Origin of the sequence: Microcystis sp. M109S1, assembly GCF_020247025.1 — a bacterium.
Lineage (GTDB): Bacteria > Cyanobacteriota > Cyanobacteriia > Cyanobacteriales > Microcystaceae > Microcystis.
In genome coordinates this window covers 1-14,889 of sequence record NZ_JADBRW010000407.1, presented here as the reverse complement: position 1 = coordinate 14,889, position 14,889 = coordinate 1, and the positions used below count along the sequence as shown (strand labels likewise).

The window sequence follows — 14,889 nt, the reverse complement described above, 5'->3', positions numbered from 1 at the left end:
AGCCTGGTCATTTTCCGTTTTTAAGCGGGTAATTTCTGCTTCAGTCAACGGTTGATTTAATACCACCTTAGCAAAATATTCACCCTCATCTCCGGGGGTATCCACCGGATTAATTTGAGCATCCACATAATGCCCAATTTCTTCTAAAATTACCTTAACTAGCGATTCTGAGGAAGCAACATTCAAAAAAGACTCTGATAGATAAATTTTATTAGTGCTAACCGCATAAGCACCCTTCGCTGTCCCTAAAACTTCGCCACTGAGTACCTCAATTGGGGGAAGTTGACTGAAATTGCGACTTTGCCACTGATTTCGTAATTCTGTTGCCTTAACCACATCATAACTTGTGCCAAAAGCAGTTGCCAAATTAGCCCAAAAATCATCAGATTGAGCGAAATTAAACAAAATATCGTCAACAGCAGGAATAATCGGCAACAGGGAAGGATTGATGATATTCGCCAGAAGGATTTACTGCGACTATTTTGTGCAAACAATCGCCAATTTTTCAAGACCCCTGTAACGGAAATTAACATTTATTACCAGAAAACGGGTTTCTTAAAGAAACCCGTTTTCTCAGTTTCTCCTAGTGTTCACCACCTGATGAGATAAACCCATCAGATTGAGCAAAATTAAACAAAACATCGTCAACAGCAGGAATAATCGGCAAAAGAGAAGAAGTCATTACATTGACCGCAAAGGTTTACTGCGACAATACAGTATAATGAAAAAATGAAAAACAGACAATAGAGAACTAATTATCAAGGTGAAACATAGACCAATTGCGATCGATTTATTTGCTGGCTGCGGTGGGATGTCCCTTGGTTTAGAAGCGGCAGGATTTGATATTGCTGTAGCAGTAGAATTTGATGCAGTCCATTCCTTGGTTCATCATTTTAACTTTCCCTATTGTCAAACTATTTGCCGGGATATAGCCAAAGTAACCAGTAGGGAAATATTAGACTTATTAAAACTAAAAGGCTATTCTACCGATGTTAGTTTAATTGCTGGTGGTCCCCCTTGTCAAGGTTTTTCCCTTATTGGCAAACGACAAATAGATGATCCTAGAAATTCCCTAGTATTTCAATATCTGCGGATTGTAGGGGAAATTAAACCCAAGTATTTTATCTTTGAAAATGTCCCCGGCATGGCTACGGGTAAACATAAACAATTTTTAGAGGAGTTAATCTCTGAATTTGAAGCTATTGGCTATACAATTAATCAGCCAATTAAAATCCTAGATGCTAGTGAATACGGCGCACCTCAAAAGCGCAGAAGATTAATCTTAATTGGTAGTCGCAAGGATGTGACAATGGCCACATATCCTGCTGTTTTGTCAGGAGAAAAATCAGCTTTTACCACCGTCTATGATGCGATTTCAGATTTAGAATCAATATCGGCCTTTATCGATAATGATTTAGGCATACCCGCATCAAAATTAGATTATAGTGGCAAGAGGAAAAAATATTCAGTGCAGCCAAGGGATATTTTTAAACTTTGCCATCAAAGAACAGTAGATACAAAAATCTATGGACATATAGGCTCAGTTCATACTCAAAAATCAATTGATAGATTTATCTTAACCGAACCGGGTACAGTGGAGCGAAAAAGTCGCTTTTTAAAGCTTTCCCCCACCGGTTTATGCAATACTCTCCGCGCCGGAACTAATAGTGACAAAGGGGCCTATACTGCTCCTAGACCCATTCACTATTCTATTCCTCGTTGTATCACTGTGCGAGAAGCTGCCAGACTGCATACATTCCCCGATTGGTTTCAGTTTCACCGCACAATATGGCATGGTTTTCGCGAGATTGGTAACGCTGTTATTCCGCTATTATCGAAAGAACTTGGTGATGCTGTGATGAGAGCAATGAATGTCAATACTGCCAATCTCAACCGAGTTATTTTAGAAAAAATGCCGGTCGAATTATTACTATATAATATGTCTCAGGCATCAAATTATTGGGGAATCTCTGATGATGTTATCCCGAAAAGAAAACGAGGTGTCTCTCAGAGGTTGGTCAGTATTTAAATTATACCAAATCCGTTTTTAATAGTACGATTAACTGCCTTTTTATTATTCGGTTACTGTCCACCAAGCGAGAGCAAAAGCCTGTTCTTTCTCGTTAACTTGTTGACGATATTGAACCCGAATTTTATACTTTCCAGAGGTAGGAATAGGACAAAAAATATGCTCTAAACTATCACTATCACTCAGGGAAGCACAGGTGTATTTAGTATTATTATCCTCCTGGGCAGGTAAAAGATAAACATCTAAATTATTCAGTCCGAGATCTCGGAAACTTTCATCGATATCATAGAGATTATTGCGATTAGTATCGATTAATTCTACCAAACGATCCCATGCTAAAGTTATCGAGACAAAACTATTAGCTTTTAATGGCTTCTCTAGGGCATAATCTTGATAATCATTAGCGGTAACTGTACCGTAATCCCAACCAATAGCAGGAATAGATTCTGTGGCTGACCATTGACCATTACTAAACTGTTCGTAGGCGCGAAAAGTGTTAAGATGTCCCGTACCCATCTGCATATCTAAAGGAATTTTCGGGTCTTTATAAGCATCGGACTCTAACCAAGTTTTTTGGTCTTTAGTTAAGACCGTCCGTCTCATACCTAACCGTAAGCCATCACCCGTATCTTTAATTTTATCGGCAGCATTAAGCATGACTGCTTTCATCACTTGATGATGACGAGAATCGAGACTCCAATGGGGATTTTTTTGGTTAATTTGTTGATCGCCGTATTCTTGTAAAAGTGCCACCGATGCCGTAATATGAGGAGCGGCGAAACTGGTGCCACTAACAGTATTTAATTTACCTTTGAGGTCATAAAGCTCTATTTTATTGCCAGGGGCAACTAAATTAATTGACCGTCGCGAACCATCATTAATTTCCCGTTTAATTAAACTGCGGCCAATACCCACCGGCAAAGCACTAATATTAGCAAAATCAACTTTAGTGAATTTTCCTTCTCTTTTGGCTGTATAAGCGGTGGTAATGCCGTTAAAATGATCGGTGGGAATGGGAATTCCTCCCTTACCTTGATTGCCAGCAATTACATAAAGAACATCATCAACTCGCGATGACCAATCAACACATTGAGTTAATAAAGCTTGACCATCTAATTTTGCTTCCTGTCTTTGATCTCTTTGCAAAGATTCCCCAAAACTAAAGTTAATCGCGCGCACATCACCGCTATTTTGTCGGGCAATATTTTGACTAGCAAGACATTCTTCTGGTTGTCCGCCGCGTCGCAAAGAACCCACCGCACCCGAATATAATCTCGCTTTTGGGGCAACTCCGGGGATTTTTTTATCATCACTTACCATCACCGTTGCCACCATAGCGGCGTGATTGTCTAGATAGGTGTTGGGTTTGGCAATTTGATCGCGAAAAAAAACACCAGCTAATTTATAGGGAGGCTGCCAAGCTGCCACTTTATCATAACCGAACTGAGCCGGTCGGCCAATTTCCACTTGACCGATGGCAATTTTTCGTCCTAATAAATTATAGGGTTCCGCCCGCAAGCGATCGGCATAAATTCCCTGTTCACCGATGGAATTAGAAAGAACTAGGGAAGGAAGCAGAATTATCGTTACTACTAACCCGACGACAAACCAAAACCCTCTTTTCATCATCAGCAATCCTGCGGCGGTAAGGTGATACCGATCCATTCTAAGACAGAAATCTCAGGAGTGAATCTCAGATTTGCAGAAATACCGACAATCAGCAATTATTAGTAACTCTTAAATTATTACAGATGCGTCAGCAGCTGCGTGTAAGCATCCCACCGAAAAACTAATGCGCGGGGGGTTTGGGGGCGGCGCCACGCCCCCAACGGGGGGTTTGGGGGGTAGAACCCCCCAAAAGCTTGGATTGAGGGAAAAAATCGAAAGTAATGCGCGACTTTAGCAGAGAGTTTCCCTTTAAAAATCCCAACTTAGTAGATTTACAAAAATGAGATGCACCCAATCTTAGAAAATACCCAAATCTCTTTTTTTGCTAGGCGGGATGGTAATAAAAAGCCACTGCCAAGATTAAATAGGTGGCTAGTAATAGGGTTCCATCTAACCAATTGGAACGACCAGTAAAGCTGATTAAATTAGTGACAACCACTGCGACAATCAAAGCCACCACGTTAAAGGGATTAAAATTTAAATCCATCGGTTGCTGCCAAAATTGACCGATAAAAACTAATAAAGGGGCCACGAATAAAGCCACCAATAAACTATCACCCATAGCCACGGAAACCGTTAAATCCATCTGATTTTTTAGGGCTAATTGAGTGACGGTAACTATTCCAGAAACATCGCTAATTAAAGGGATGAAAATCACCCCGATAAAGAGAGGAGTGAGATTAAATCCTTCCATAACCGATTCCACTACATCAACAAATAAATCCGACTCATAAGCTACAGCTACGGTGGAAGTAAGCAGCACAAGTAACCAAATCCAGACTTGAGCTTTTTCTTCCTCACTAACCTGATTGTCAGGGGTATTTTCATTACTTAATCCCACTTCGTAGAGATAACTATGGGTTTTGAGGGAAAATAATAAAGTTAACCCGTAAACTATTAATAAAACCGTGGCAGTGACTAGGGAAAGACTGAGAATATCGGCAACTTCCACCACGTTAGAAGTATATATTACCAAAGTTGGTAAAGCGATCGCTATTACTGCTAAAGTCATGGAAGAACCATTTACCCGCGCTAAAATCGGTTTAAATTCTTGCTCTTTGTAGCGAATTCCTCCCGTGAGCATTCCCATGCCCATAAATAATAATAAGTCGCTGAGAATACTACCGGTAATACTGGCTTGTACGATGTCCACCAAGCCTTTTTTTAGGGCAATTAAGGCAATAACTAAAGTGGTGGTATTGCCGAAGATAGCATTAACTAATCCTCCCAAAGTTGGCCCGGTGACTACGGCAACTCTTTCCACAGACGTACTTAACCAAATTGACAGGGGAATGATCGATAAAGCGGCAGTGATAAAAATAGCTTGATCTCCCCAATTAAGACGACTAGCGACCACCGATAGGGGAATAAATAATAGGAAAGCAAAGGAGACAATTTTTCTTAAATTCATGGGTTATTAATGGCGATTTCTCCCACCATTCCCGCTGCAGCATGACCCGGAATAGTACAGATTAATTGATACTTACCGGTTTTGAGAGGAACTATTACCCATTCTGCTTGTGCATTAGGTTTTAATTCTAGTTCGTGAATCGCCCCTTTAATCTCCACTTTTCCCGCTTCAACTTTCTGCGTCCAACTAGCATCGGCGAAGTCTTTAGCGGTAAAATAATGTTTAGTGGGACTGGGATTATCGAGAATTAATTTGTATTTTTGTCCAGCAATAAAGTTTAATTGACTAGGAAAGAATTTTAATTCTCCTTGTCCGGATCCTAGACTAATTTTAACTTCTAGAGGGGCGGAGCCGGCGAAGGACGGAAAAGTCACTAACCAACAACTAACTAAAACTATTACTACTGCCACAAATTTTTGATAGATATCCTTGGCAGCGACGTAGGGATTAGAATTCATTTTGCTCCTCTGGCTTATAATAGAGAAAATCTGGCGGCTTTGACGATAATTTTAGAACAAGCGGTGATTCTTACCGGCTCTCTTCCTTTCCATCCCCTAAAAGTCCCTTGGCCATTGTTAAAACCTCGGGACTTCTAGCCACTGTCAGTTAAATCGACAAAATTAATCTAAGCTATCGGGAGAATGGGGATAAAGTTGTTCTGCTTCTGGACAATCTTCCGAGACATTAATATCAGGATTCGTCCGCGACACCGAGGCCAGTTTTCTGCTAACCGCACCAATACTTTCTAAACGCACCATTTCTTCCCAAGAACTAATCTCGTCTTCTTCTTCTGTTTCGTAGCGAATGGTGACGAGATCGCTTTCTAGATCGATAATACGAGCATTATCAATCCATCTTTGCTGATCGCGCAAGAAAATGCAGACTTCCTGACCATCCATACAGAATTGATAAATCTTGCGGTGTAACATATAATTGCTCCTAAACAGCTTCTTTTGTTGAATTCAACTAACGGGAAGTTACAAAATGCCAATCTCGGCAATAGCTCAAGAATTCCCGTGGATAAGACAAAAGGGAGGAAAATTCCGCTAGTAGTGGCAAGAATGGGTAAGAAAAGTCAGGTTTCCAGTTTGGGACTACGTTCTTCAAACACATCGATTCGATTAATAGACGGCCTCGGCGATTCACTAAAAAACCGCCCTTATAGAGTCATTGTGACATAAATTTTCACTTCCTAACAGTATTCCTGGATGGAATCGGGAATAAGGTTTAGGGATGAGGTTAGAGGCCAAATTTCAACCCCCCGACATTTGAGATAAAAAATGGCTGTGAGCTTACAGCTACTTCAGGGTAAGCGCATCTTAACGACCCTTGACAAAATGAACTTTATGTGAGTTGCTTACCCTGAAAGCACTTCAGGCATATTTGAGGAGAATTTGCCATCTCAATTGTCAATAGCGTTTGAGATGCGCTCACCCTGGGTTGGGGAGTGGGGAGACGATGCCAAATCTGGTTATACTTCATATTTATGAGAAACGCTATATTCATTTCAATCAGTCCGAAATAACTAAATAAACTTCTAATCCTTCTTGACCTTCTTTGTCAAATTTTAAGCCTATTATAGAATCTTTTATCTCTCTTATTGTAATTCTTCGGCGAGGGGTATTTGTGTCATTTCTATTAATTTGAATACTTTCAATAATAGCATTTTGACATATTTTTCTCTTTTCACTGACTAAAAAAACTTTTTTACCGACTTCTAGTCTTTTATTGGATTCCTGTGGCTCATCTAATATTTTAACATCGCAAGCTTGTGGCTGTTGATACCACTTGACAACTTTACCGATCTTTTGAAGCTTTCCTATCTTGATCTTCCTAGAAACAAAGCAATAAAGAACTAATTCACTTATAGCTTGACATATAACTTCGACAAAATCACATAATTTTAGTAAATCATTGGCATTGAGGACGGTATCTACTTTACCATGAGCAGAATTATTGCGAAGTTCGATAAAATTCTTTAATTCCTTTTCCACACTACGCTTATCATTATTGTCAATAAAAATCTTAACTTTTTTATGATTTTCTATCCACTGCCAAGAATCAGTTGCCGATATGCCAGCATTGGCTAAAAGTTTGGTTAATTGCTCTTTTCTAAGATTCGCTTCATGTAACAAAAAAGCAGCTGATGTGAGATTATATCTGCTTGTATTTTCGTATTCAGTATCAAATAAATTTTTGATAATGTCCCTCTCTGAAAGAGAATCGAAGCGATTTCTTTTATATTCATTACCCAGTAATGTAGCACAACCTGTCTTATGCTGATTTCTTACAGATTCGGGTAAATCTTGATAGCAGCTATATAATTGAGGCATCAAAATAATCCAATCTCCCACTAGATTTTCGACAAAATTTTCGTAAAGAGCATATAACCTTGTGATAGATGAACAATGATCGTTAACTAGCCACTTGTCTCCTAAAGGAGCATTTGCTTGAATATATTTTAAATCTTCTGTGTTGAGTTGTGAAGAATTATCCGCAATAATTTCTCTAAGTTTTTCACTGATATTAATTATTGATCGAATGGTGTTTATATCATCATTTAGGTTATTTAAAAGTCCTTCAAACATTCTCAAATACTCTGCTTAAGAACTCGTTGAATCAGAGAATTAAAAATTTGAATACGAGCTTTAAAATCATCTTTACTGTCCCCTTCTCCAGTGAAAAGTCCTTTTTTAAATTTTTTATCTTGATGAGTAATTCCCTGGTAATCTTGAGTAAATAACTGGATAGTTTCTTGAATTATTGCCGATTTTCTATTAATTAATTCTTGATAATGAGATAAATGGTTGCTGAAACTGATCATCACTGCATCATAGTAAACTTTATAAGCTTTCGATTTATGTGTTTTGGTTTTACTATCGAAAGGCTTAAATAACTGCTCCTGATAAATGCTAGATACTAACTCTATGGTTTGGTTAAATACTTGCTCGAACTCTTGGATATTCTCGTAAGAAAAATTAAGACTTTTTTTCATCATATAATTATCCAGATATTTAGATAAATTACCAGTATATTGGTCAATATCCCTCAAGGCAAAAAAACGGAGGATTAATTCTACATCTTCCATCTTTTTATAAAATCCATTTTCTTTAAGTTTTTCTTGATTATCAATAGGAATATCCCAAGCTTTAGCAAAAATAGTATTCTCAGAAAGCTTGAATAAAAGTTCATTGAATTTCCCAGAGTAAATACAGTTTCTTATTTCTTGGCGACTCAAAGATACACCTCCTGTATTGAGGCGTTCAAAAACCAGTTGTTTTAAAGATAAAGCCTCCTCTGCATCCGATAGAGACTCGGTAATAACAACTATAGTTGAAATGGCGCGCCGATTGATACCATCTTTGATTTTTGCAGGAAGACTTTCGTAGTTTCTTCCTTCTAATTCAGGCCAGATCTCTAACCCTGTTAATTTTAATTTGTTGTTATAAAAATTCTGAATTGCTGTAATTCGTTGTTGACCATCCATTACTTCATAGGAGTTATAGGAAGCTTCGTAGAGAATCAGGGGAGGCACAGGAATATTCATCAAAAAAGATTCAATCAGTCTTGATTGTTTTTGTTCGTCCCAGCGATCTCGTCTCTGATAGAAAGGACGCGTTTCCATATAGTTAGGCTTATTTAAAGACTCAGCAAAACTAGGCAATTTTTCTCGATTCATTTCTAATAATATTCTTCGTTCACCTTGTTCATATTTTTCATTAATTTCATTATCTGATAATTTTTTAACATCCTTTCGGGAAGGTTTTTGCCAAGGATTTGTTTTAGTTCGTGAGATTGTCATAATTTCCCACCAGAGGCGTACAAATTGATATGACTGGACTTACCTCATTCATTTTTAAGCATAGACTGAGGATATATAGGAGAATCAAGAGTTATTGGTAATCTTCCCAGATAACTCTCAAAAGTTAATTCTCTTAAATTGGTAACTGGTCACTGATAACTGGTAACTGATAACTTAGGATTTTTGGCTGAAATAGGCCTCTAGCGCCTCATTGATGATTTGATTCATCGGCCGTTTTTCCGTTTCCGAAGCTTCCTTGAGACGGACAAACATTTCATCGGGGACGCTGACACGGTTTTGATTTTTACGCACGCGTTTGGGTTTTGATTCAGTAGTAGTAGTTTCGGTCATTTTAGGTGTGTAGGTGGCTGAAAATGCTTGTAAAGCAGGGAAATTGACTCGGTGACAGAATTCTCCGAAGGTTTCGTTATTTTGTTGATCCTGTTGGAAGTAAACAAAAATCGGTTCTAAGACCTTTTCTAGATCATCGATCGCCATTTTATCCAAATAGGGGCGCGCTAGTCGAGTTTGATCGGCCGTTCCCCCTAACCAGAGTTGGTAGGAATTGGGAGCGCTACCCACAAATCCTAATTCTGCCATATAGGGACGCGCGCAGCCATTGGGACATCCTGTCATGCGGATGACAAATTCCTCTTTGGTTAATCCTAAGCGATTAAGCAGAGTGCGAATGCGTTCAATCACGCTGGGTAAAATTCTTTCTGACTCAGTAATCGCTAATCCACAGGTGGGCCAAGCGGGACAGGCCATGGAATAACGGGTTAAAGGGTCAATTTCGGCGGGATTGGTGATAATTCCCTGTTCTTTCAGGATCGCTTCCACGGCTTCCTGATCCTTGGGTTCAATTTCGTAGAGAATGATATTATGGTTAGCCGTCAAGCGCATGGGCAACTGAAAACGCTCGATAATCACTTTTAAGGCGGTTTTTAGCTGAAAACTGCCCTCATTTTTGACCCGGCCATTTTCTACATGAAGACCATAAAATAATTTTCCGTCTCCCTGTTCATTCCATCCCAAAAAGTCTTGATATTTCCAATCGGGGAGGGGTTGGTAGGGTGCGATTTTTTGGCCGAAATAACCCTCAACAGTGCTGCGGAATTTTTCTACTCCCCATTCTTCGAGGATATATTTCATTCTGGCATGACGACGATCGCCGCGATCTCCGTAATCCCTTTGGGTTGCCACGATCGCTTTTACCAGATCGTACACCTCTTCTTTGTCCACATAACCGATCGCATCGGCCATTCTGGGGAAAGTTTCCTCCTTATTGTGGGTCCTTCCCAGTCCACCCCCCGCAAGGATGTTAAAACCCTGTAATTCCCCGTTTGCGTCGGTAATCACCACCAAACCGAGGTCATTGGTGTAGATATCGATGGAGTTGTCTCCCGGCACAGTGACACCGATCTTGAACTTACGGGGCATATAATGTTGACCGTAGATCGGTTCGATGGGATCGTTTTTGTTAATGCCATTTGTATCTTTTTGTCTCGATGCCTTGACTTCTGGTGCTTCTTCTGCACTGATAACTTTTTCGCCATCGAGCCAAATTTCGTAGTAGGCTCCAGTTTGGGGAGTGAGCAAATCGGCGATATTATTGGCATATTCCCAAGCATAGCCGTATTCGGGGCGATTTTTGTAGGGGGCTGGCGGTGCGGTGACATTGCGATTAACATCACCACAGGCCGCTAAAGTGGATCCCATACTGCGGATAATTTCCCCGAGGGTTGCTTTGAGATTTTTCTTTAAAATGCCGTGTAATTGGAAGCCTTGGCGGGTTGTCACCCGTAAAGTGCCGTTACCATAGCGATCGGACAAACTATCGAGGGTAAGATATAGTTGCGCGGGAATAAAACCCCCCGGACTGCGGGTACGCAACATCATTTGATAGTCTTTTTCTTGACCTTTGGCTCTATTGTCGCGATTATCCTGTTGATAGGAACCGTGAAATTTAAGGATCTGCACCGCCGCATCGGTAAAATGGGTTGTATCTTCGAGGAGTTCACTGGCCAAAGGTTCTCGTAGATAATTACTGTGTTCTTTGATACCTTCGACTTTAGAAACCTTGGCGGTAGGAGAAATAGGAGTTGTAACCATCGTCTAACAGCACGATAACCTGTGGATAGGTCTTAGGAATAGGAATTTAGACAAGCTCGATCGATCCTAAGAAGTTTTACTAACATGATCTCTAGAGTTCGTTCCAGACTCTGAGGTTAACAGTAGCGATCGAGACATCAATTCTATCTTAGCTTCTTACCGTCCCCTGCGAACGCCACCCACCGATCAACTTTTTATGACCAATTCTCCCAACATTAAAACGGTTATTAGTCAAGAACCCTACATTATTCTTAACAATCAGGGAGAAATTCTCCCTTCTATTAATCTGAGTCGTCCTAATCATAAATTGGGGCGGGATGGTCAACAGGTGGATTTAGTTGTTCCCCAACACTGGACGCTGGTGAGTCGAGTACAAGCTTGTTTTCGTCGTCAGGGAAATGATTACTATATCTACGATGGAGACGGGACTAATCCTAGTTCCAATAAACTTTTTATCAACAATCGCGTGATTACTCCCAAAGAGGGCTATCTTTTACGAAATGGAGATGAGATTAATATCGGTCAAGATGTCAAAAATTGGGTCAAGATCACCTATTATCATCCTAACCAACCGGTAAAAAGCCCACCTTTAGCTTTTAAATCGGTTTCCCTAGGCAATCGCAGTGTAGTTTTAGGACGAGATAATACCGCAACTGTGGTTTTAGACGCGCCGACAATTTCCCGACAACACGCAATTATCGACAGCGATAACCAAAATCGTTATATTCTCTACGACAAAAGCACCAATGGAGTCTTTATCGACGGACAAAAAGTATCGGGTAGTGCCATTTTAACTAACGGTTGTACAGTGAGAATCGGTCCCTATAGTTTTCGGTTGCAGGGAGATGAATTAGTTTTATTAGATACGGGGGATAATATCCGTCTAGATGCCGAAAATATCGTCAGGAGGGTGCGAGATAAAAAGAAACAACCCTTGATAATTCTCAATCATATCTCCTTACCGATCGAACCGAGTCAATTAGTGGCGATTGTTGGGGGAAGTGGTGCGGGAAAATCGACTTTATTAAAGACTTTATTAGGAATTGAACCCACCACCTCGGGAACTGTTTATCTGAATGGGGAAGAGCTGCGCCAGAATTTTAATATCTATCGCACCCAAATCGGTTATGTTCCCCAATACGATATCGTCCACAGGGATTTAACTGTGGGAGAAGTGTTATATTATGCTTCTAAATTAAGGCTACCTCCCGATCTTAATTGCCAAGAAGTGATCGAGAAAACCCTGCAGCAGGTGGAGTTATTAGAAAGAAGAAATACTTTAGTCAAAGACTTAAGCGGTGGTCAATTAAAAAGGGTGAGTATTGCGGTAGAATTATTAGCTAATCCCAAATTATTCTTTTTAGATGAACCCACTTCGGGATTAGACCCCGGTTTAGATAAAAAGATGATGGAATTGCTGGCAAAATTGGCCAAAGAAGGCAGAACAATTCTCCTAGTCACCCATGCTACTAATAATATCAATCTCTGCGATCGATTAGTTTTCCTCGGTCAAGGAGGCAATTTATGTTATTTTGGTTCTCCGGGGGAGGCCTTAAATTTTTTCTCTTTACCTCAGGGGGATTTTGCCGATATTTATATTCATCTAGAAACTAGGGAAAAAGTTGAGCAAGAATGCCAACGTTTTCAACAATCCGACTACTACAAAAATAATATTGAAGCAAGAATCGGTAAAATATTTCAGCAAAATCATAGTAGGCCGCAACAGGTTCAACAATCTTTTTGGCAACAACTACAGATTTTATGTCAACGCTATAGCCAGTTAATTATCCGCGATCAGGTTAGTTTAATTTTATACCTATTAACCGCTCCGATCGGAATTTTATTAATGGCCATGGTTTTAGGTGACAAAAATCCTTTATTTTTGGGAGATAATCCCAGTTTTGAGCAGGCCATCCAATCCGCACCTTTAGCCTTAAAAACTCTCTTTGTTTTTACCTGCGCGCAATTGTGGGTAGGTTTTGCCTGTTCCCTACAGGAAATTGTCAAAGAATCAGCAATTTATCAGCGAGAAAGATTAGTTAATCTGGGATTATTACCCTATTTATTGTCAAAAATTCTGGTTTTAGCAGCCTTAGCTTTTCTGCAAACAATTGTAATTACCTGCGTGATATTTTGGCGATTTACTGACCAACAACCGGAATTAATGACTTGGTTAATTGGCTGTTTTATTACCACATTTTTAACTATATTTGCGGCGATTAATCTCGGTTTATTAATTTCTGCTGGCGTTAGTAATATCACCCAAGCAAATAGTGCCTTACCTTTAATTTTAATTCCTCAGATTATCTTTGCTGGGGTATTATTTAGCTTAGAAGGTCTGGGGAAATATCTATCATGGTTGATGATTAGTCGCTGGTCGATTGGTGCCTACGGGGTATTAGTAGAGGTGGAAGACATGATTGCAGAAGCGAAAGAACAAAATACTTTTAATTTCCCTTTACCCTTTGAGGATACCAATCAAGTTTATCAATTATCTATCAATAATTTGTTATTGAATTGGGGAGTATTAATTCTTCATTCCCTTATTTATTTTCTCCTTACCTATTGGTTGCAAAAAAGAAAAGATATTTTGTGATCTGAATGATATAGCGGTTCTCACACCTGGGTGTGACAGTTAAACCTTTGCTGATTAGGCTTTTCAACATCGATAATGTACCTCTTGCGAACAGGAAACGCTATAAATTATGAATGATAAATTATGAATGAAAACTGAAAACTGAAAACTGATCACTGATAACTGATAACTGATAACTGATAACTGATAACTGACGGCTAACCCTACTTAAGTTAACTTCAGATCAAGAGCGATCGGACATTCCACTTTCGTTCCCCCTAAACCGCAGTAACCACCGGGGTTTTTCGCTAAATACTGCTGATGATAAACTTCAGCATAATAAAATTCAGGTGCGTCGAGAATTTCCGTGGTAATCTGACCGTAGCTCGCTTGATTGAGAGCTTCTTGGTAGATCGATCGGGATTTTTCCGCTAATTGCCTTTGCTGGGGACTATAGGTATAGATACCCGATCGATACTGGGTTCCCGTATCATTACCCTGACGCATCCCTTGGGTGGGATTATGACTTTCCCAGAAAACCTTTAACAGTTGTTCGTAGGAAATCACACTGGGATCATAGACCACTAAGACCACTTCATTATGCCCAGTCATGCCGGTACACACTTCCTGATAGGTGGGATTGGGGGTGATACCAGCCGCATAACCTACGGCCGTGGTGTAAACACCTTCTAATTGCCAAAATTTCCGCTCTGCTCCCCAAAAACAGCCTAAACCAAACATTGCGGTTTCCATACCGGCAGGAAAGGGGGGCTGCAAGGGATGACCGTTAACGTAGTGGCCGCTAGGTACGGGCATTTTTTCTGATCGCCCGGGTAGTGCCTCCCTTACTGTGGGCAAAGTTAATTTTTTTCCGAATCCGAATAACACCATAATAAGAATTTGTCCAGAAAGTTTTACCTTACTTTACATTATCGCTTAATTTTAGGGATTTCAGTGATCGGTGATCAGAACTGAGGCTGCAGCTCAATTTTTGTCAATCCACTGATACCATTTTTCTAAAGTAATGGCAGAGATGGTTAATTTACCTTCCCCCCACCCTCTCCCAGAAGGGGAGAGGCGAGTAGGATGCCTGCCACGAATAAAGAAAAATGCTATCAGCCAATTACTTTGAGAGTTAAGCAGTAAGCGTTGGGGCTCTTCTAGGTTCTGTGTGAGCATGGTATAATAGTAACACAGAACAGGAGGTGGGTTATGTGGATAAATTTTGAGCAACTCCTCGATTTACCAAATGTAACAGTGGTCAATTATCAAAAAATTGAGCAGACAATTTT

The 14,889-nt window shown here is 40.0% G+C and carries 11 protein-coding genes and 1 pseudogene; 2 read left to right on the top strand and 10 right to left on the bottom strand.

Annotated elements, in window-relative coordinates:
* Positions 1-450 (bottom strand): annotated as a pseudogene (locus tag IM322_RS19960) (hypothetical protein); the annotation flags it as partial.
* A gap of 313 nt (positions 451-763) precedes the next feature.
* On the opposite strand from IM322_RS19960, the gene IM322_RS19955 reads away from it, so the two are divergent.
* Positions 764-2,029 (top strand): DNA cytosine methyltransferase, encoded by a 1,266-nt coding sequence (locus tag IM322_RS19955; RefSeq protein ID WP_287674481.1) that lies wholly within the window; start codon positions 764-766, stop codon positions 2,027-2,029.
* A 45-nt stretch (positions 2,030-2,074) separates the two neighbouring features.
* On the opposite strand, the gene IM322_RS19950 is transcribed toward IM322_RS19955, so the two are convergent.
* The 7 genes from IM322_RS19950 to sir form a co-directional block, all read right to left on the bottom strand.
* Entirely contained in the window at positions 2,075-3,694 is a 1,620-nt protein-coding gene (locus IM322_RS19950; protein ID WP_287674478.1) for a S8 family serine peptidase, read from the bottom strand.
* A 328-nt stretch (positions 3,695-4,022) separates the two neighbouring features.
* The gene (cax, locus tag IM322_RS19945) at positions 4,023-5,108 is read right to left on the bottom strand and encodes a calcium/proton exchanger (RefSeq protein ID WP_079208892.1); all 1,086 of its coding nucleotides are present in this window, start codon (positions 5,106-5,108) and stop codon (positions 4,023-4,025) included.
* On the bottom strand, positions 5,105-5,566 hold the full coding sequence (locus IM322_RS19940; RefSeq protein ID WP_287674477.1) for a cupredoxin domain-containing protein: 462 nt from the start codon (positions 5,564-5,566) through the stop codon (positions 5,105-5,107). Before IM322_RS19940 ends, cax begins: the two co-directional genes overlap by 4 nt.
* Before the next feature lie 162 nt (positions 5,567-5,728).
* On the bottom strand, positions 5,729-6,037 hold the full coding sequence (locus IM322_RS19935; RefSeq protein WP_002735547.1) for a DUF6679 family protein: 309 nt from the start codon (positions 6,035-6,037) through the stop codon (positions 5,729-5,731).
* A 582-nt stretch (positions 6,038-6,619) separates the two neighbouring features.
* On the bottom strand, positions 6,620-7,696 hold the full coding sequence (locus IM322_RS19930) for an MAE_28990/MAE_18760 family HEPN-like nuclease (RefSeq protein WP_287674475.1): 1,077 nt from the start codon (positions 7,694-7,696) through the stop codon (positions 6,620-6,622).
* 2 nt (positions 7,697-7,698) lie between these two features.
* Positions 7,699-8,910: a DUF262 domain-containing protein gene (locus IM322_RS19925; protein ID WP_287674473.1), complete on the bottom strand. Its 1,212-nt coding sequence runs from the start codon at positions 8,908-8,910 to the stop codon at positions 7,699-7,701.
* Positions 8,911-9,084: 174 nt separating this feature from the next.
* The gene (sir, locus tag IM322_RS19920) at positions 9,085-11,022 is read right to left on the bottom strand and encodes a sulfite reductase, ferredoxin dependent (protein WP_287674471.1); all 1,938 of its coding nucleotides are present in this window, start codon (positions 11,020-11,022) and stop codon (positions 9,085-9,087) included.
* Positions 11,023-11,218: 196 nt separating this feature from the next.
* On the opposite strand from sir, the gene IM322_RS19915 reads away from it, so the two are divergent.
* A complete protein-coding gene (locus IM322_RS19915) occupies positions 11,219-13,618 on the top strand; it encodes an ATP-binding cassette domain-containing protein (RefSeq protein WP_287674469.1) in 2,400 nt (799 codons plus the stop codon).
* 207 nt (positions 13,619-13,825) lie between these two features.
* Here IM322_RS19915 and msrA read toward each other — a convergent pair whose 3' ends face one another.
* Complete coding sequence (gene msrA / locus IM322_RS19910; RefSeq protein WP_287674468.1) at positions 13,826-14,488, bottom strand: peptide-methionine (S)-S-oxide reductase MsrA; 663 nt, start codon at positions 14,486-14,488, stop codon at positions 13,826-13,828.
* A 93-nt stretch (positions 14,489-14,581) separates the two neighbouring features.
* Entirely contained in the window at positions 14,582-14,776 is a 195-nt protein-coding gene (locus IM322_RS19905; RefSeq protein WP_287674466.1) for a hypothetical protein, read from the bottom strand.
* Positions 14,777-14,889: the final 113 nt, after the last annotated feature.

Excerpts from the sequence above, each read along its gene's own strand:
- sir (WP_287674471.1), bottom strand. The coding sequence starts at position 11,022 with ATGGTTACAACTCCTATTTCTCCTACCGCCAAGGTTTCTAAAGTCGAA.
- IM322_RS19950 (WP_287674478.1), bottom strand. The coding sequence starts at position 3,694 with ATGGATCGGTATCACCTTACCGCCGCAGGATTGCTGATGATGAAAAGA.
- IM322_RS19940 (WP_287674477.1), bottom strand. The coding sequence starts at position 5,566 with ATGAATTCTAATCCCTACGTCGCTGCCAAGGATATCTATCAAAAATTT.
- IM322_RS19915 (WP_287674469.1), top strand. The coding sequence starts at position 11,219 with ATGACCAATTCTCCCAACATTAAAACGGTTATTAGTCAAGAACCCTAC.
- IM322_RS19905 (WP_287674466.1), bottom strand. The coding sequence starts at position 14,776 with ATGCTCACACAGAACCTAGAAGAGCCCCAACGCTTACTGCTTAACTCT.
- IM322_RS19925 (WP_287674473.1), bottom strand. The coding sequence starts at position 8,910 with ATGACAATCTCACGAACTAAAACAAATCCTTGGCAAAAACCTTCCCGA.
- cax (WP_079208892.1), bottom strand. The coding sequence starts at position 5,108 with ATGAATTTAAGAAAAATTGTCTCCTTTGCTTTCCTATTATTTATTCCC.
- msrA (WP_287674468.1), bottom strand. The coding sequence starts at position 14,488 with ATGGTGTTATTCGGATTCGGAAAAAAATTAACTTTGCCCACAGTAAGG.
- IM322_RS19930 (WP_287674475.1), bottom strand. The coding sequence starts at position 7,696 with ATGTTTGAAGGACTTTTAAATAACCTAAATGATGATATAAACACCATT.
- IM322_RS19935 (WP_002735547.1), bottom strand. The coding sequence starts at position 6,037 with ATGTTACACCGCAAGATTTATCAATTCTGTATGGATGGTCAGGAAGTC.